Origin of the sequence: Prosthecobacter debontii (assembly GCF_900167535.1) — a bacterium.
Lineage (GTDB): Bacteria > Verrucomicrobiota > Verrucomicrobiia > Verrucomicrobiales > Verrucomicrobiaceae > Prosthecobacter > Prosthecobacter debontii.
The window spans coordinates 45,976-64,472 of the sequence record NZ_FUYE01000014.1 but is presented as its reverse complement, the minus strand read 5'-3'; the positions used below and the strand labels follow the sequence as shown (position 1 = coordinate 64,472).

Here is an 18,497-nt window from a genome sequence, read left to right as displayed (position 1 = left end):
CATGGCCGAAACCACCGCTGGATTCAATCAGAGTAACTTTGAGAACAACCTGTGGATAACTTGTGCATAATTTCTTCGATATGTGAAAAACTCAAAGCTGGTCACAAAGGGATTACCTCTCGTAAGATGAGGCTTTCCCACCTCGTTCCTTAGCCCCCCATGCTCCGACCATTCACAGCTCTAGCCCTCCTCGCCGGCCTCACGGTGAGCCTCTACGCGGCCAAACCGGATCGACCCGAAAAGCCCGCCAAGAAGGAAAAAGAATTCGTGGCTGCCAAGCCTGCTTTCACCCCTGATCCAGCGGTGCCAGCCTTTGATCCCAATCAGGTGACTCCCGAGCATCTGGACACCAGCATGTTCAAGGTGCCCGAGGGCATGGAGATCTCGGTCTGGGCCACCTCTCCCATGCTGTTTAACCCCGCCAACATGGATGTGGATGCCGAAGGCCGTGTCTGGGTCGCGGAAGGTATCAACTACCGCCGGCATAGTGGCCGCAGCCGTGAGGGGGACGCCATCCGCGTGCTGGAAGATACCGATGGCGATGGCAAGGCGGACAAGTCTCACGTCTTCGTGCGGGAAAAGGAGCTGGAGTGCCCTCTGGGTGTGGCGGTCTTTGACAACGTCATTGTCGTCTCCAACGCCCCGAACATCATCGTTTACACCGACGTCAATCGTGACCTCAAATTCGATCCGGCTGTGGATAAGCGTGAGGTGCTGCTGGATGGCTTCGAGCAGCCTCAGCACGATCACAGTCTCCACGCGGTGTATGCGGGACCGGATGGCCGCTGGTATTTCAGCAACGGCAACTGTGGTGCCCAGTTTAGCGATAAAAGCGGTAACACCTTCCGCATCGGCAGCGGTTACTTGAACAACAGCTACACTGGCGAAAAGAGTGACGACGGTCACGTCTATGTCGGTGGTTTCACCGCCAGCCTGGACCCGAGCGGCCACAACGTGCGCATCCTCGGTTACAACTACCGCAACAGCTTTGAGGGCGTGCGTAACTCCTTCGGCGACATGTATCTGAATGACAATGATGATCCCCCCGCCTGCCGCGTCAGCCATCTCATCGAAGGCGGCAGCTTCGGCTTCTTCTCGCCCGACGGCAAACGCCAGTGGCGTGCCGACAAACGCCCTGGTCAGACCATTGCCGTGGCGGAATGGCGTCAGGACGATCCCGGCAGCATCCCGGCTGGAGATGTCTATGGGGGCGGTGCCCCGACCGGCATGACCTTTTATGAAAACGGTGCGCTGGGCGACAAATGGAAAGGCCTGCTGCTGAGCTGCGAAACAGGTCGCAACGTGGTGTTCGGTTATCTGCCAAAACCCGATGGCGCTGGCATGAAGCTGGAGCGCTTTGATTTCTGCACCAGCAACACCACCGGTGTCTTCAAGGGCAGCGACTTCGTGGGGGGCAAGGACAACATGTCCGATGAGCGCCACACGCTGTTCCGTCCGAGCGATGTCTGCGTCGGCATGGATGGTGCCATCTACATCAGCGACTGGTTTGACAAACGCACCGGCGGTCACATGGATACCGATGAGACCTGCAGCGGCACGATTTATCGCATCGTGCCGAAGGGCACCAACCCCAAGGTGACCAAGGTAAACTACGACACGATTGAAGGTCAAATCGCAGCCCTGAAATCACCCGCCAACAACGTCCGCCATACCGGATTTGTGAAGCTGAAGGAACAGGGAGACAAAGCCCTGCCTGCCGTCACCGCCTTGCTGGATGATGCCAATCCCTACATCGCAGCACGTGCCGTCTGGCTGCTGGCTCAGATGGGTGAAAAGGGTAACCTGAAAGTCCGCACCTGGCTGGAGTCTGACGATGCCAACAAGCGCCTCGTGGCTCTGCGTGCACTGCGCGCTGCGGGAGGAGATCTCATGCACCTTTTCAACACGCTGGCTGCCGATGACAGCGCCGCCGTCCGTAGTGAAATCGCCGTCGCCATGCGCGATGTGCCGTTTGCCCAGAGTGAGCACATCCTGGTGGAACTGGCCAAACGTTCCGATGGACAAGATCGTTCTTACCTTGAGGCCTGGGGCATCGGCTGCACGGGTAAAGAAGCCGAGGTTTGGGCGGCCCTTCACAAACTGAGCAACGGTGTAGCTCCCGAAGAATGGACCAACGCCTTTGCCCAAGTCACCTGGCGTCTGCACCCCGCCGCTGCTGTAGAAGCGGTGAAAACTCGTGCGCTCTCCAGCAAACTGAGTGCGCCCCAGCGCAAGCTGGCTCTGGACACCCTGGCCTTCACCCAAGACGCCTCGGCCGCTCAAGCCATGCTGGCGGTAGCCAAGGATAAGGAATCCCCAATCCATGGTGATGCCATGTGGTGGCTGATCAATCGCAGCACGAATGACTGGTCCAGCTACAACATCGCCGGTGAACTGAAGGCTCAGGGCATCTTCGATCCTGAAGCCACCAAACTGGTCACCATCGAGACCCCTCCCGCCATGCCGAGCCTGGTGAAGCTGGATGAGGTGCTGGCGCTCAAAGGTGATGCCAAGAATGGCTCCTCCCTGGTCGTCCGCTGCGTGATGTGCCACCAGATCAATCATCAAGGCGTCGAGTTTGGTCCGAGCCTGCAAGGCTGGGGGCTGAGCCAGCCGACCGACATCATCGCCCAAGCCATCTTGGAGCCGAGCAAGGACATCGCTCACGGCTTCGAGGGCATGGAGATCGTCACCAAGGATGGCATCAAGATCCACGGCATGGTGCTCACCGATGGGGATGTGCTCATCGTTCGCAGCATGGGCGGCCAGACCCAGTTTGTGCCGAAGAGCCGCATCGCCAGCCGTAAGAAGATGGACCGCTCTCTGATGCTCAGCGCCAGCCAACTCGGACTCTCCGCCCAGGACATTGCCGACATCGTGGCCTACATGCGCCAGACGGAGTAATCGTTAGTCTTCGCTTACAGCAAAAAAGCGGTTGGGAAGTCCCATCCGCTTTTTTTGTGTCCTGCTCGGATTCGAGGTTATCCAAAGCAGCAATCTTGGGCAGGCTCGGCTTTACTTGACCTGCCTCAGATAATGCGTCACCGCCGTCTCGTTGTGCTTACGGATGACCTGGGCGAGCTTATCCGCATCTTGTTGGCGAAAGGCCCGCAGGATGGCTCGGTGATCTTTATTGGCTTGTTCGGGGCTGGGCGGTTGAGTGCCTTGAAAAGCAAGGCGGTGTAGCCTTTCCCACTCGGCCAGGAGGGCTTGGAGCCCCTCTTCGGCGCGGCTGAAGCCTGCGATGTGGCAGGGCAGGAGATGAAACTCACGGTTGGCCTGTTCGAAGGCCGCATGATCCCCGCGTTCAGCCGCCGTCTCCAGTCGCTTGAGAATGGTTTCCAGGGCACGGAGATCAGCCTCCGTCATCCGAGGCAGGGCCTGTAAGGCGGAGGCGGTTTCCAAGGCACCTAACAGAGCAAAGATCTCGGTGATGGCGGAAATATCCACGGGGGTGACACGCACGCCGGTATGCGCTCGAATTTCCACCAGCCGCTCGGACTGAAGCTGCCTCAGGGCCTCCCGCACCGGGATGATGCTCACCTGAAAACGTTTGGCCAAGGCATCGATGACCAGCACCTCCCCAGGCTGGAGTTGCCCGCCCATGATCTCGGCCCGCAGCGCTTCATACACCGCCCGCTGCTTGGTGGGGATCGGCGTGGAACGAATTTCGACATTCGTTCCTTCCGAGGAAAGCTGGGATTTGGCGCGTCGCATGAGGGCGGGGGACTGGAAAAGTCATTTGCCATATATCATATATGATGTATGACGCAACAAGCATCCGCGTTTTCTGCGCAATGCTTTCCAACCAGAATTCTTCGCATCGCATGAGCATCCAACGCATCGGCATCATCCTCAATGGCGTCACCGGACGCATGGGCACCAACCAACACCTTGTTCGTTCCATCTTGGCCATCATTCGGCAGGGCGGGATCAAGGTCTCCGATGATCTGACCCTGATGCCAGACCCCATTCTCACGGGCCGTAGCGCCAGTAAGCTTCAGGCGCTGGCCGACAAGCATAGCTGCGTCAAAACCGGGCCGCTGAAGACCAGTACGGATTTGGAAGCGGTCTTGGCGGACCCTGCTTACCCGATCTTCTTCGATGCTTCAGGCACCCTGCACCGTGCCCGCTTTGTCGAGATGGCGGCCGCCGCTGGAAAGGCGATTTATTGTGAGAAACCCACGGCCGTGGAGACGGCGGAGGCACTGCGTCTGGCGGAGGTTTGTGAAAAAGCCGGGATCAAGAACGGTGTGGTTCAGGACAAGCTCTGGCTCCCAGGCCTGCGCAAGCTGGCACTGCTGAAGGATCAAGGGTTCTTCGGTCGCATCCTCAGCGTGCGGGGTGAGTTTGGTTATTGGGTGTTCACCGGCGAGCATGAGGGCCAGCCTGCTCAGCGGCCTTCTTGGAACTATCGCAAGGAAGACGGCGGCGGCATCATCGTGGACATGCTTTGCCACTGGCGCTACGTGATTGATAATTTGTTCGGCGAAGTGAAGTCCGTGTCCTGCCTCGGTGCCACCCATGTGCCGAATCGAGTGGATGAGAAAGGCCAGGCCTATGTCTGCGATACAGATGATAGCTGCTATGCCACCTTTGAGACCGCTGAGAATGTGGTGTGCCAATTCAACAGCTCCTGGACCGTGCGTGTGCGTCGCGATGACCTGCTGACGCTTCAGGTGGATGGCACTCATGGCTCGGCGTTGGTGGGCCTGCGCAAGTGCTGGTTCCAGTCTCTGGCGGGCACGCCGAAACCGATCTGGAATCCCGATATTGATAGCCCGATCAATCACTACGACCATTGGCAGGAAGTGCCGGACATGATGGAGTATGACAACGCTTTCAAGATCCAGTGGGAGCTCTTCATCAAGCACGTGGTTCTCGATACCCCCTTCCGCTGGACGCTGCGTGAAGGTGCCAAGGGCGTGCAACTGGCTGAACTCGGCCTGCAGAGCTGGGCTGAGCGCAAGTGGCTGGATGTCCCAGCGATTTGATCCTGCTCTCGATCACTCCTCCGGTTCAGGCTCTGCAAAGCGGACTTCAATGTCGGGCAGAGTCTGAGCCAAGGCGCTGCCTTTGGCCTTGCCCATCACACACATGGCGGTGGCGAGGGCGTCGCTGGTGGTGCAGTCGGGGGCGATTACCGAGCAGGCGATTCTTGTGGTGAGACCCAGGCCTGTCTTGAGCGAAAGGATGTGAGAGTAACGAGTGCCCTCAATCTCAATGAACTGATAGAGATCCCCCGAGGTGGATACGGCACGATTCGCCAAGACCACAGTCGTGAGTTCATCGGCATCCCCAGCCCGATTGAAGGTGCGCAGTTTGATTTCCCAGCCCGGTTTCCCCGGTGGGGCATCGCCGACCGCAGTGTCTCCGCCCGCCTGGACCACGGCTTGAGAAAGGCCCTGTTGTTTCAGGAGGCGCAGGCATTCATCTGCGGCATATCCTTTGGCAATGCCGCCGAGATCCAGAAGGGTCCCGGTTTGAAGGGTGACGCTGCGCGTGGTTGGATCAAGCTGGATGCGATGCCAGTCCGTGGCCGTGATGGCTGACTGCAAGCGGGTCTGCGGGGGGAGCTTGCCCTGCCGCTTCGTGCGGCGCCAAAGCTGAGACAGATGGCCACAGGTGGGATCGAAGGCGCCTGCGGTCTGTTGCGCCAGGGTGACGGCACGTTGGAGAACCTCAAAAAGCGGGGGACTGACTTGGACGGGATAGGAAGTCCCGGGCGCACACAGGCGCATCAGTTCACTCGTGGGATCATAGTCCGTGAAGCTGTGATTCAGCTCGGCGATGCGTTTGAAACAAACCTCTGCGGCCGCTTCCGCCTGGGGCTGGCTTTCGGCATAACAAGAGATGCGGAATGTGGTGGCCATGCCGGGGCCGGAAAAGTCAAAGCGCTGGAGTGGGGCAGGGGCCGATGAATGGAGGGGCGATTTTGGGGCTGTTTGGCCTACGTTGATGTGAGATGCTATGGATCGCCCCCTCACCCCAGCCCTCTCCCCGCTGCGCAGGGCGAGGGAGTCAGACGCTGACGCGATGTGAGGTTTCGAAGACCTAGAGACATCATCCCTCTCCTCGGGAGGAGAGGTTAGGTGAGGAGCGATGGTGCCCTTTTCCTGGAGAGGCGGCTTCGTGATTTCCACAGCCGTTTCGCCCGCCTGGATACCCCCCAAACAAAACACCCCGAAAGCCAGAAGGCTAACGGGGTGCCAAAGGTTCATTGAAGAACAGAACTGCGGTTAGGCCACCAAAGTCTGATTGCGGTCAGGGCCGACGCCGAGCAGGCTGACGCGAGCTCCGGTGAGCTCTTCCAGGCGCTTCAGGTAGGCCTTCGCCAGATCAGGCAGATCGGCGAAGTTCTTGATCTGACTGAGGTCCTGCTTCCAACCCTGATGGGTTTCATAGATAGGCTCGCAGGCTTCGATGTCTTCGATGGTGCTCGGCGGATAGTGGATGGTTTCACCGCGCAGCTTGTAGGCGATGCAGATATCGATGGTGTCCAGACCGTCCAGACCGTCGAGGTTGGTGATGGCCAGTTCATCGGCACCGTTGATCATGACGGCATAGCGCACGAGCACGGCATCCAGCCAACCGCAGCGGCGGGCACGACCGGTGGTGGCACCGAATTCACGGCCCATGTTGTGCAGCATGTCACCGATGGCGTCGTTCTCCGTGATGAAGGGACCGGAACCCACGCGGGTGGTGTAGGCCTTAGCCACTGCCACGACCTTATCGATCATGCGTGGAGGCACGCCAGAGCCTGTGCACGCACCGCCAGAGGTGGTGTTGGAGCTGGTGACGAAAGGATAGGTGCCGTGGTCGATGTCCAGGTAGGTTCCCTGAGCGCCTTCGAAGAGCAGGCTCTTACCGGCCTTGATGGCTTCGTGGCAAATGACAGCGGTGTTGGTGATGTGGGGGGCCAGTTCCTTAGCGGCGGCCAGCACTTGCGTGATGGTTTCCTCCACCGGCACTTCGTCCACACCGGCTTCGCGCAGGAATTCGTTGTTGGACTCGATGCGATGACGCAGCTCTTCGGCCAGTTTCTCCGGCTGGGTCAGCAGGATGGCGCGCAGACCGCAACGCTCGACCTTATCCGCGTAGGCGGGACCGATGCCACGACCGGTGGTGCCGATCTTCTTGTCGCCACGCTTGGCTTCACGAGCCTTGTCCAGGCCTTTGTGGTAAGGCATGACGAGGTGAGCGGTCTCGCTGATCTTCAGGTTCTCCGGCGTGATCTTCACGCCCTGGCCACGTAGCTTGTTCATCTCCTCGATCAGGCCAAGCACGTCCATGACGACGCCGTTGCCGATGACGCAGAGCTTGTCTTCCCACAGAATGCCGCTGGGGATGAGATGCAGGATGTATTTGGTGCCGTTGTTGATGACGGTGTGCCCCGCGTTATTACCGCCTGCGGCGCGGACGACGACGTCTGTGTTCTCTGTGAGGTAATCAACGATCTTACCTTTTCCTTCATCGCCCCACTGGGCACCGACAACAATGGTATTGGACATTTACTTTGAGTTTTTCACGGCGCATGGAGGCCGCATCCTTGGTTGGTTTCTGTTCTATCTAAATGGGCAAAAGGAATCTGGCTAGCGGCAATTCACTGCCGCCAGGGATCGCCACGGGGTGCGATCTGGGGGGATTCCGATCAGGCGGTCATTTGGCTGAAGGAAAAGACGGCGTAGGCGCAAACGAGCAGCGCCAGCACGCCCAGGCCGATCAGAGGACCGGCTCCATTGCCTTTGGCCTTGCCTTTCGGGCCGAATCCGACCCGGCGGCTGCGATTGATCGGTGTATCGCCATACCCGCTCGCCATGGTGCGGGTTGGGGCGCTGTAGGTGGGCGCCTCTTCGTAGTCGCCAATGAAGGTGCAGTCCACATGACCGACGGTGAAAAGACTGCCGTGGCCCAGCTCGAAACGCTCCGCAGGCTGGCCCGAGACTTTGCTACCGTTGGTGGAACCCAAATCCGTAAAGGTCCAGGTGCTGCCGTCGAAGACCAGCTCGCCATGATGGCTGGAAACCGAGTCATGGGCAATCACGATCGAATTGTCATCGGTGCGGCCGAGCGGCATGCGCTCTGCGGTCAGCTCGATTTCGCCACTGGTGCCTTCGGGGGTTGTATACTGAATTTTTGCCATAGCGTGAGAGGATTTAGCAGGCCACGGCCTAACTGGCAAGCCGCAATCCTCGCTCCCCGGTCAGTGTTCCACAGGCAGGGAAATCGGCGGTTCCGGCTCGCACGGAAGGCGGGATTGTGCCAAAAGGGCAAGCTGCATGTCCGCCACCTTCCTTTATGCCCTCTGCCGATCTGGTTCTGAGCCTGCCCTGAAACGGGATGTGGCGGTGCGGCTGGGAGGGCAGTTGACCCCCGCTTTCATGCGCCCGCAGTTGATCACCTGGAAGGCGTTGGACGGGGCTGAAACCTCCCTTTTCGATTCCGGGTTTGCCTTGGTTGCGGGCAGGACGGTGGGGAAGGCCACGACCGTGGGCGAGGTTGTCAGCCTCGTTCAAGCCGCAGGTATCACCCCGCAGCGGTTGCAGGTGCTACCGCGTGAGGCCCCAGAGGAAGGCGTCTCCGAAGAAACCTGGGGGCGAGTGAGCACTCTGGGCCGGGAGCTGGCCGAGGCCTTGGCCGTGCCCCATGGCGGACGGGCGAGCCCGGGTGAGACGGTGCTGGATATTATCGTCGGCACGGTGGCTGAGCCTTGGCTCGTCGGGGTGCGAAACCATAGGGACGGGGCTTTTCCCGATGTGGAGGAGCTTTTGCGCGTGGCTCTGCCTGAGGCGGCTCCCTCGCGTGCTTGGCTGAAGATGGAGCAGGCGCTGCGCTGGTTGGGAAAAGACTCCGCCTTGGCCGGAGCCACGGTGCTGGAGCTGGGGAGTGCGCCGGGCGGGGGCTCCCTCTGCCTGTTGGATCACGGAGCGACGGTTTATGGGGTGGACACTGGGGCGATGGACCCCCGAGTGCTGGCTTATCCCACCTTTCATCATCTCCGGGTGTCTGCTGGGGATCTCCAGCGTGAGATGGTGCCTCGGCAGGTCGATGTGCTGGCCTCGGACATGAACCTGGAGCCGCGGGTGGTCTGCCAATATGCCGAGAAGTTCGCCTCACGGCTGCGCCCGGCCGGGCTCATCCTGACCCTGAAGCTGAATACTCCTCAGGTGGAGGCCAGTTTGCCGACGATCATCGACCGCGTTCGGCGCTGGGCTCCTGGCCCCGTCGATGTCAGGCAGCTTCCCGCCAATCGCCGAGAGATCACCCTCGTCTCTTGGGCTGAAAACGACCGGCGCTGATGCACACAAAACCACTCCTCGGCAGCATCATGGTATGTGAAAAGTCGGGGTCTCCGACGTTCTAGGGAGATGATTCGTCTCCTCTCGCTGTTCCTCCTCTCCACCGCTTGGTTGCAGGTGCAGGCTCAAACCAATGTCTTGACGCTCGGCGTCACGGGAGATGGTAAAACCGATGATACGGCAGCGATCCAAAAAGCCGTCAATGAGCATGGCAGCCTGCTTTTCCCCAAAGGCACCTACAAGCTCAGCCGCACCATCGCCGTGGATCTCTCCAAGACGGGGCTGGCGGCTCTCTCCAGCGATGGCACGGCGCGGTTCATCATGAGTGGGGCAGGTCCGGCCTTTCAGATCATCGGGCACCATGAGGGCACTGCCGCACCGTCATCCCTGAAGCCTGAGGTGTGGGAGCAGGAGCGGACACCGATGATCAGTGGGCTTGAGGTCTTTGGCGCTCATCCGGAGGCGGATGCTTTTTCCATTGGCGGCACCATGCAGGTCACGCTGCATCGCGTGGTGGTGAGCAAGTGCCGCCATGCCGTGATCCTCACGCCGCGCAATCGCAATGTCTTGATCAGCGACTGCCATCTCTACGATAACACCGGCATCGGGGTCTTCCTCGACAACGTCAATCTCCACCAGATCAACATCGTCGGCTGCCACATCAGCTACAACCGAGGCGGCGGTGTGGTTTCCCGAGGCGGCAATGTGCGCAACCTGCACATCGGCACCTGCGATATCGAGGGCAACCATCACGCCGACTCGCCACCCTCCGCCAATGTTGAGCTAGACTCCACCGGCGGGTCCATCGGCGAGGTGGCCATCACGGGCTGCACGCTCCAGCACACCAGTAAGGCTCCCGGTTCAGCGAATATCCGCATCCTCGGCGCAGGCACCGATCCCAACCTGGAGCGCCGGGTGGGTCGTGCCCATACCCGAGAAGGCAACGTCACCATCACCGCCAATGTGTTCAGCGACGTGCGGGTGAATATCGAGGTGAAGGAATCCCGGGGCGTGGTGATCAGCGGCAATACTTTCTGGGAGGGCTTTGAGCACGATATCCTGGCGGAGAACTGCGAGCACCTCATCGTCAGCCATAACAACTTCGACCGGAACCCACGCTATCTGGTCAATGGTTTCGACAACTCCGAGAATAATGGCTTGGTTTTCAAAGGCTGCTCAGACAGCTCTATCTCGGGCAACATCATCGCCGGAGTCGTGCGCCAGCGTGCTGCGGTGGATGTGCAAGACGGTCGCCGTCTCATGATCACGGGCAACAGCATCCTGGATAGCGATGGCGCGGGCCTGCGCTTGGAGTCGGTTCAGCAGAGCCTGATCAGCGATAACCTCATCCGCGACGACCGGGAAGGGGACAAGAAGTCCAAAGAACCCTCCCTGCTTCTTATCGGAGGGAACGATAACCAGATCGGGGCTAACCTGCTGGGCAATGGCAAGAAGGTGGAGTGAGGCAGGGCCACTCAGTCGTTACTGATCAGCTTTTTCACAGGCACCGTGTTCAGCCCAATGCCGAACGGTGACTGGGTCTAAGTCGTAGCCGTTAGGCCAAGTCAAGACACCGTCATCAATGTCCATGTCGGCAAAAAACGCCGGAGAATGAAGCGGCATTACCATCGGGCCTGTTTGCGCCAAAAGCCAATCGGATAGATTTAACTCTGCGACTACACCGTCACGAAACCGGACGGCAATCTGATGGTCTCCTGTCACCCGGGCTCGGGTAATGTCGCATGCTGAAAGAGTGGTCAAGGATGCAGGCATAGAGCCATTTTATATTAGAGGAGTAATTTTAAGGCGATTCGTTCCTCTGGCATGTAGGGCTTACTTCTGCCCATAATACGCCCCCGGGCCGTGCTTGCGGAGGTGATGCTTGTCCAAGATGTGACTGGGAATCGGTGTGACGCTTGGGTTTAAAGCGAAGGTGGCTAGGGCCATCTGGGCGCACATTTCCAGGGCGATGCTGTTGTTCAGGGAATCCTGGGCGTTTTTGCCAAAGGTGAAGGGGGCATGATGAAGCTGCAGCACGGCAGGCATCTCCAAAGGGCTGAGCTTCAATTCGCGGAGACGCTCGACGATGGCCACTCCCGTGTAATGCTCATAGTCTGCGGCCACTTCCTCCGGCGTGAGCGCACGCACCACGGGGACGGTGCCATAAAAGTGATCGGCATGCGTGGTGCCGTAGCAGGGAAGCTCGCTCCCAGCTTGGGAGAAAGCGGTGGCGTGCAGGCTGTGGGTGTGGGTGACTCCGCCGATCTCAGGAAACTCGCGATAGAGATGGAGGTGGGTCTTGGTATCTGAAGAGGGGCGCAGTTTTCCCTCCACCACGTGGCCTTCGAGATCGAGGATCACGATATCATCCGGGGTGAGCGCGTCATAATCCACGCCGCTGGGTTTGATGGCCCACAAGCCTGAAACACGGTCGATGCCGGAGACATTCCCCCAGGTCAGGCGCACGAGACCACTGGCGGGGAGGGCACGGTTAGCATCACAGACTTGCTGTTTCAGGTCGGAGAGAGTCATGGCGAGGGGATGTTCTGGAGCGGTCGAGAGCGCTTTTCAAGAATGACAATCTGGATTTGGCAAGGATGAACTTCGTCTCGACGGTCTGCCAAGGCCGTGTTACGCGTTCCACCCCCAGCCAAGAATTTGGCGGTGGATTGTCCCATTTCCCCACATGGCCGAAGCCCTCCCTACGAAGAACCCGTCTCAGATGACGGATGCCGAGATCGCGCAGTTGAAGATGCCCTATGGTCGCATCCTGGTTTACCTGAAGCCCTGGCTGGGCCGTTTCATTCTGGGGGTGGTGCTGGGGATCGGCGCCGCCGCCTTCAATGGGGTGCTGATCATCGCCATCTCCCTGATTTTCCAGTTGGTCCTGGATGGTGGTTCGCAGACCCTGGGCGAGCCCTTGAAGGTGCCGATTTTGGGGGAGGTGAACATTGCCGAGCTCCTGGGTTTCTCCAACGATACGAAGGTGGGGCTCTGGGGGGTCATCTTCGCCTGTGCCTGCATCCCAGTGCTGATGTTCATCAACGGTTTCCTGGAGTATCTGAACAAATACTGCCTGGCCTGGGTGGGCGCTAAGATGCTGTTTCACATTCGCAGCGACGTGTTTCGCAGCATCTTGCGGCAGTCTCCGGCTTTCTTTAGCCATACCAAGGCGGGGGAGCTCATGCAGACGGTGTTTAACCAATCCCGCGTGGCCCAGACGAACGCGGTCCAGCTTGTGCAATTGCTGACCAATCGCCCCCTGACCATCATTGCCATCCTGTATGTGTTGTTCGCGCAGGATTGGTTCTTTACCTTGATGTCGCTGGTGATCTTCCCGCTTTGCTTGGCCCCCATCATCACCATCGGGCGGCGTGTGAGGAAGTCGGGCTCGCGTGAAGAAAAAGAAGTGGGGACCATGATGACCACCATGCATGAGTCCTTCACCGGGATTCGTCTGGTGAAAGCTTATGCCCGCGAGAGCTATGAGGTGAAGCGTTTTGACAGGGCCAACCGCACGATGATTCAGAACATGCTGCGCTGGACCCGGGCCACCGAATTGGTGGGCCCGATTGTGGAATCTGTGGCTTCCATCGGGATCGCGGCAGGGCTGGTGTATTTCTGGATGCAGCAACGCAGTGCCGGCGAGCTGATCGTGCTGGTGATGGCGCTGACGAAGATCTACCCGCCGGCCAAGGAACTGAGCAAGGTCAACATGCTCATGCAGAAGACGGTGTTCGCCGTGAACAAAGTGGTGCACCTGCTGGATCGCGCCGCCGATATTCAGGATGCACCGAATGCGCCTGATCTGCCACGCATCAAAGGTGCGGTGACCTATGAGAATGTGTCCTTCTCCTACAGCAACATTGATGGAAAACCGCTGGAGCGTGCGGCGGTGACGGGGGTGCATCTGGAACTCGCCCCAGGAAAATTCTATGCCCTCGTCGGCCCCAGCGGCGCTGGCAAGAGCACTTTATTCTCCTTGCTCCTGCGGTTTTATGATCCGGCCTCCGGGCGGGTGCTCATGGATGGCATCGATATCAAGACGGTGACTCAGGACAGCGTGCGGGACAACATCGGCCTGGTCAGTCAAGACACCTTCCTTTTCCACGACACGATCCGGGAGAATATCCGCTATGGCCGCCTGGACGCGACCAATGAGGAGATCCTCGCCGCAGCGAAAAAGGCTCATGCCCATGAATTCATCCAGCAGATCCAAGGCGGTTACGACGCCGTGGTCGGGGATGCGGGTTGCAACCTTTCAGGCGGGCAGAAGCAGCGACTGTCCATCGCTCGTGCCATCTTGCGCAATGCTCCGATCTTGCTGCTGGATGAAGCGACCAGTGCCCTGGATACCGAGACGGAGAAAATCATTCAGGAAGCCATTCACACCCTGTCCGAAGGGAAGACCGTGATCGCGATCGCACACCGTCTCTCCACCATCATGGAGGCGGATCAGATCGTGGTCATGAAGGACGGCCAGGTGGATGCCGTGGGCAGCCACAGCGAATTGCTGAAGACCAGCGTCTTGTATCAGAAGCTCTACTCGCTCCAGTTCAACGAGTAAGCCGCACTGGCGATGTGGCCTTGAGTGGGGTCGCAAGGAGACAAGAGGAAATTTCCCTTGTCTCCGCGACACCACCCTGACAGCGATCCATCACCAAGCGGCCACGACCTCGTAGGCATAGCCTGTGAGGTATTCCGTTTCAGGAATCGTGGCCAGGATCGGATGGTCAGGGCGTTGCGTGTAAGTGGCGACCCGGCGCAGGGTCTTTTTCGCATCCACAGCAGCGTCTTCGATGCTGGCGTGAAACTCCCCTTTGCTCACGTGATGGCTGCAACTGTAAGTGGCCAGGATGCCGCCGGGTTGCAGCATCTTCATGGCACGCAGATGGATCTCCTTGTAGCCGCGCATGGCGTCCTTCACGCTGGCTTTGGTCTTCGTGAAGGAAGGCGGATCGAGAATGATCAGGTCGTAGGTGGCTCCGCTGGATTCCTGCTGCTTGAGGAAATCAAAGCAGTTGGCGGCGATGAACTTGATATTGGCTCCTGCGATGGCGGCGTTCTTTTCCGCCAGGGCGACGGCGCTTTCACTGATGTCCACGGCGGTCACTTCGCTGGCACCTGCCAGGGCGCAGGCTTGGGCAAAGCCGCCTTGATTGGTGAAGCAGTCGAGGACACGGCGGCCTTTGGCCAAACGGGCAGCGTGTTGATAGTTATCGAGCTGATCGAGATACAGGCCGGTTTTTTGTCCTTCGATGAGATCGGCATGGAAGGCGCTGCCCTGATACCGCACCACATAAGGTTCTGGGGTTTCACCATACACCGTGCCTTTGATTTGCTCCAGCCCTTCGGCTTTGCGGACACCGCCTTCATTGCGTTGGACGATGCCCTTCGGGGAAAACACTTTCACCAGGGCTTCGATGATGAGCTCCTGCCGTTGAGCCATGGCGAGTGTCAAAGTTTGCAGGACGAGGTGGTCGCCGTAACGATCCACCACTACGCCGGGAAGGCCGTCCGACTCACTCCACACCATGCGGCAGAGGCTGGTATCGACACCGGCATCCTCCCGGCTTTTCAGGGCACGCTCGATGCGGCGGATGAAGAAATCCAGATCCAAGTCCTGGCGGCGATAGGAGAACAAACGTGCGCTGATCTGCGACTTGGGATTGTAGATGGCGCTGCCCATGGGCTTGCCTCGTGCATCCTGAAGCTGAACCACGTCGCCAGGCTGAGGATCTCCGAATCGTCCCTTGATCTCCGTGGCATAAACCCAGACGTGACCGTGAAAAATGCGCGCGCGCGGCTGGATGGAGAGAGTAGGCATGGCTGGGAAGGGGGAAACGAACCCTTTCCATGCACTGGCTTTGCAGGGATAGCAAGTAGTCCAGTTGGGCTCCAACTGGGTTAGAGAAGATGCGAGAGTTCATTGAGCCGTTGGAGCCTAACGGCGCTACTTGAGGGCTGGCGCAGCAATCGTCGTCCAGTTGGGCTCCAACTGGGTTTGAGGAGGAGCGAGAGTTCATTGAGCCGTTGGAGCCCAACGGCGCTACTTGAGGCGCTTGCGCTCTGCCGGACCCTTCATAACTTTCGACATGACATGAAGTTCCACTTTTTCGATCCAGCGTCTGACGTGGAGGTGAGTCGGAGGAACCTTCCGCATTGGGAGCAGCGGGATGCTTATTACTTCCTGACCTGGCGCACGGCAGATTCGATTCCGGCAACCGTGTTGGATCAATGGCTAAGAGAGCGAGGCCAGTGGTTGACTGACCATGGCATTGATCCTGCCCAGGAGGATTGGCAGCGAGATCTTGAAAAACTCCCTGAAGCCGAACATCGAGAATTCTACCGGCGCTATACCGAGCGTTGGCATCGGATGCTGGATGCTTGTCACGGAGAGTGTGTGTTACGTGATCCGAACGTGAGTGAAATCGTTGCGGAAAATCTCCAGCATCAAAATGGTCATCCCTATGAGCTGGAGGCTTGGGTTGTGATGCCTAACCATGTGCATGTTTTGGTCGGCGTGCCAGGGCGCGGGGCTTTGAAGACGCTGTGTCGGAACTGGAAGAACTATACAGCCAAACGCATCAACCAACGGTTGAATCGCGTAGGACAGTTCTGGCAGTGGGAAAGCTTCGATCACCTTGTGCGTAGCGAAGCTAGCCTGGAGAAGTTTCGTCGTTACATCCTCGATAATCCTGGTAAAGCCAAGTTAAGCGAGGGCTCGTATCGGATGTGGAGTAAGGGGCAGCAGGAGCCTCGTTGCGCTCCCAAGTAGCCCAGTTGGGCTCCAACTGAGTTAGAGAGGGTGCGAGAGTTCATTGAGCCGTTGGAGCCTAACGGCGCTACTTGAGGGCTGGCGCAGCAATCGTCGTCCAGTTGGGCTCCAACTGGGTTTGAGGAGGAGCGAGAGTTCATTGAGCCGTTGGGGCCCAACGGCGCTACTTGAGGGCTGGCGCAGCAACGTAGTCCAGTTGGGCTCCAACTGGGTTTGAGAAGATGCGAGGGTTCATTGAGCCGTTGGAGCTCAACGGCGCTACTTGAGGGCTGGCGCAGCAACGTCGTCCAGTTGGGCTCCAACTGAGTTAGAGAGGGTGCGAGAGTTCGTTGAGCCGTTGGGGCCCAACGGCGCTACTTGAGGGCTGGCGCAGCAATCGTCGTCCAGTTGGGCTCCAACTGGGTTTGAGAAGGAGCGAGAGTTCGTTGAGCCGTTGGAGCCCAACGGCGCTACTTTGTCGGCACAAAACCTCGGGCGACTTGGGCTGCGGTGGCAAAGTCGGCGAAGGTGAGGGTCAGGTATTGCAGCTTGGCCTTGAGCGGTTCCTTGAGGGTGGGCTCCACGATCAAGGATTCGTTCATGTAGATCGAGATCGGTTTGCCCAGATTGTTTTCGACCACGTCTTGGACCTCTTCCAATTTGTCCCCTTGGAAATAGACACGCACCTGCGGTTTGGTTTCATAGGTGAGTCTGAGTTCCAGGCGCTCGATGTCAGCGGGCTTCAGGTGCAGTTCGGCAGCCTGAGTGGCGCAGGTGGCGATCGCGAGAAGGAGGAGAGGCAGGAGGTTTTTCATGGTCGGTCGTGGAGATGATGGTCTGGAGACCGTCCTGCGAATCAGCAACTTTGATTCCACGGGCGAATGGGATGGGGCGATGAGTCGAGTGATAGGATGAAAATACCATCCTGCCATCCGATGAAGGTGGCCGTTGCTTCCCTGAGCGACCACCCCCCAGACGCAAAAAGCCAGAAGGATAGGTTCCTCCTGGCTTCGTGAGGGTCTTGTTAGGCGGCGAGTCCTAGTTGGCGACGAGGTCGTAACCACGCCAGTCCTTGATGGTCACCTCGGCAAAGCTGCCGACGGGGAGCGTCTTGTCCACGAAGACCGTGGTATCAATGTCCGGTGCATCCATCTCACTGCGAGCGACGCCGGGTTCCTCAATGAGGACGCGCATTTTACGACCGACTTGGGCGCGGTTCACCTGCTCCACGCTGCGCTGGATGGCGCGCATGGCTTCATTCCAGCGGGCCTTGCGAGTCATGTGATGGAGTTGACCTTCCATCTTCGCGGCGCGGGTATCTTCCTCACGGGAGTAGTTGAAGACCCCGGCGCGTTCGAATTTTTCGTCCTCGATGAATTGGAGGAGCTCATTGAAATCCGCCTCCGTTTCACCCGGGAAGCCGACGATGAAGGTGGTGCGGATGGCGATGTCGGGGACGCCTGCCCGGATGCGCTTGAGTAGATTGCGGATGTAGGCGCCATCGGTCTCACGGCGCATGAGGGTCAGCATGTTATCGCTGATGTGCTGGAGCGGCATGTCAATGTAGCGGGCCACCTTGGGGCTTTCCGCGATGGCCTGAATGAGGTCGTCGCTCCAGTGCGCGGGGTGGGTGTAAAGCAGGCGGATCCAGAAGTCGCCGGGGATGGCGTTGAGTTCCCGAATGAGGGTGGAGAGGGATTCGCCTTTGGTGGAATCGACGCCGCTGCGGGGTTTCGGGCGCTCACCTTCCCACTTATCCATGCCGAAGTAAGTGGTGTCTTGAGAGATGAGATTGATCTCCTTCACGCCGCTCTCGATGAGCTGGCGGGCTTCCTTGATAACGCTTTCCTGGGTGCGGCTGCGGTGACGACCCCGGATGCGGGGAATGATGCAGAAGGAGCAGGGATGATTGCAGCCTTCCGCGATCTTGATGTAAGCGAAGTGCTTCGGCGTGAGGCGGAAGCGCGGGGTGTCGTAGTCCGGGATGTATTGAGGCCCCTTGGTGACGAGGTTTTCCTGCTCTTCCTTACCCATCAGGCCCTGAATGATCGGGGCCACCTGGGTGATCTGGTCCAGGCCGATGAAGGCGTCCACGTCGGGCATCAGGCTGGGCAGTTCATCCTTGAATCGCTGGGACAGGCAGCCAGCGACGATGATCTTTTGCTTCTTGCGTTTCTGCTGCTCCTCGCGGGCATCCACGGCTTCATGAATGGCTCCCACCGATTCCTTCTTGGCCATGTCAATGAAGGAGCAGGTATTGATGATGAGGACATCTGCCAGATCAGCCTCGGGCGTCATGGTCATGCCTGCCTGCTGGAGGTGGCCGACCATGATTTCGGAGTCAATGAGGTTCTTGGCGCAGCCGAGGGAGACGAGACCGACTTTGATCATAGGGGGGAGCAAAATACGGGAAAAAAGCCGAGAGGAAAGAAGAAGATGGT

At 58.9% G+C, this 18,497-nt stretch carries 15 protein-coding genes; 6 read left to right on the top strand and 9 right to left on the bottom strand.

Annotated elements, in window-relative coordinates:
• Positions 1-159 precede the first annotated feature (159 nt).
• Complete coding sequence (locus tag B5D61_RS18290) at positions 160-2,904, top strand: PVC-type heme-binding CxxCH protein (RefSeq protein WP_217699014.1); 2,745 nt, start codon at positions 160-162, stop codon at positions 2,902-2,904.
• Between the two features lie 111 nt (positions 2,905-3,015).
• On the opposite strand, the gene B5D61_RS18285 is transcribed toward B5D61_RS18290, so the two are convergent.
• Entirely contained in the window at positions 3,016-3,717 is a 702-nt protein-coding gene (locus tag B5D61_RS18285) for a GntR family transcriptional regulator (RefSeq protein WP_078814875.1), read from the bottom strand.
• Positions 3,718-3,827: 110 nt separating this feature from the next.
• Between B5D61_RS18285 and B5D61_RS18280 the strand changes: the two genes are divergently transcribed.
• Positions 3,828-4,994 (top strand): Gfo/Idh/MocA family protein, encoded by a 1,167-nt coding sequence (locus B5D61_RS18280; RefSeq protein ID WP_078814955.1) that lies wholly within the window; start codon positions 3,828-3,830, stop codon positions 4,992-4,994.
• Positions 4,995-5,006: 12 nt separating this feature from the next.
• Here the strand turns inward: B5D61_RS18280 and B5D61_RS18275 are convergent, their stop codons facing one another.
• From B5D61_RS18275 to B5D61_RS18265, 3 genes are all read right to left on the bottom strand, one after another.
• Positions 5,007-5,873 carry an FAD:protein FMN transferase gene (locus tag B5D61_RS18275; protein ID WP_176159517.1) on the bottom strand — a complete coding sequence of 289 codons (867 nt, stop codon included), beginning with the start codon at positions 5,871-5,873 and terminating at the stop codon, positions 5,007-5,009.
• 366 nt (positions 5,874-6,239) lie between these two features.
• The gene (locus B5D61_RS18270; protein ID WP_078814873.1) at positions 6,240-7,511 is read right to left on the bottom strand and encodes an adenylosuccinate synthase; all 1,272 of its coding nucleotides are present in this window, start codon (positions 7,509-7,511) and stop codon (positions 6,240-6,242) included.
• A 140-nt stretch (positions 7,512-7,651) separates the two neighbouring features.
• Entirely contained in the window at positions 7,652-8,143 is a 492-nt protein-coding gene (locus B5D61_RS18265) for an FHA domain-containing protein (RefSeq protein ID WP_078814872.1), read from the bottom strand.
• 136 nt (positions 8,144-8,279) lie between these two features.
• Between B5D61_RS18265 and B5D61_RS18260 the strand changes: the two genes are divergently transcribed.
• Together B5D61_RS18260 and B5D61_RS18255 are read left to right on the top strand one after the other, a co-directional pair.
• The gene (locus tag B5D61_RS18260) at positions 8,280-9,299 is read left to right on the top strand and encodes an SAM-dependent methyltransferase (protein WP_078814871.1); all 1,020 of its coding nucleotides are present in this window, start codon (positions 8,280-8,282) and stop codon (positions 9,297-9,299) included.
• Positions 9,300-9,368: 69 nt separating this feature from the next.
• Entirely contained in the window at positions 9,369-10,763 is a 1,395-nt protein-coding gene (locus B5D61_RS18255) for a right-handed parallel beta-helix repeat-containing protein (protein WP_078814870.1), read from the top strand.
• An 18-nt stretch (positions 10,764-10,781) separates the two neighbouring features.
• Here B5D61_RS18255 and B5D61_RS18250 read toward each other — a convergent pair whose 3' ends face one another.
• Complete coding sequence (locus B5D61_RS18250; protein WP_078814869.1) at positions 10,782-11,072, bottom strand: DUF2442 domain-containing protein; 291 nt, start codon at positions 11,070-11,072, stop codon at positions 10,782-10,784.
• Between the two features lie 60 nt (positions 11,073-11,132).
• Positions 11,133-11,831 (bottom strand): L-ribulose-5-phosphate 4-epimerase AraD, encoded by a 699-nt coding sequence (gene araD / locus B5D61_RS18245; RefSeq protein WP_078814868.1) that lies wholly within the window; start codon positions 11,829-11,831, stop codon positions 11,133-11,135.
• A gap of 154 nt (positions 11,832-11,985) precedes the next feature.
• Here araD and B5D61_RS18240 point away from each other — a divergent pair, with 154 nt between their 5' ends.
• A complete protein-coding gene (locus B5D61_RS18240) occupies positions 11,986-13,866 on the top strand; it encodes an ABC transporter ATP-binding protein (protein ID WP_078814867.1) in 1,881 nt (626 codons plus the stop codon).
• Positions 13,867-13,956: 90 nt separating this feature from the next.
• Here B5D61_RS18240 and B5D61_RS18235 read toward each other — a convergent pair whose 3' ends face one another.
• Positions 13,957-15,126 (bottom strand): class I SAM-dependent rRNA methyltransferase, encoded by a 1,170-nt coding sequence (locus B5D61_RS18235; RefSeq protein WP_078814866.1) that lies wholly within the window; start codon positions 15,124-15,126, stop codon positions 13,957-13,959.
• 273 nt (positions 15,127-15,399) lie between these two features.
• Between B5D61_RS18235 and B5D61_RS18230 the strand changes: the two genes are divergently transcribed.
• Entirely contained in the window at positions 15,400-16,077 is a 678-nt protein-coding gene (locus B5D61_RS18230; protein WP_078814865.1) for a transposase, read from the top strand.
• A gap of 449 nt (positions 16,078-16,526) precedes the next feature.
• Here B5D61_RS18230 and B5D61_RS18225 read toward each other — a convergent pair whose 3' ends face one another.
• Positions 16,527-16,871: a hypothetical protein gene (locus B5D61_RS18225; protein ID WP_078814864.1), complete on the bottom strand. Its 345-nt coding sequence runs from the start codon at positions 16,869-16,871 to the stop codon at positions 16,527-16,529.
• Positions 16,872-17,094: 223 nt separating this feature from the next.
• Positions 17,095-18,447, bottom strand: coding sequence for a 30S ribosomal protein S12 methylthiotransferase RimO (gene rimO / locus B5D61_RS18220; RefSeq protein WP_078814863.1), 1,353 nt, complete (start codon positions 18,445-18,447; stop codon positions 17,095-17,097).
• Positions 18,448-18,497: the final 50 nt, after the last annotated feature.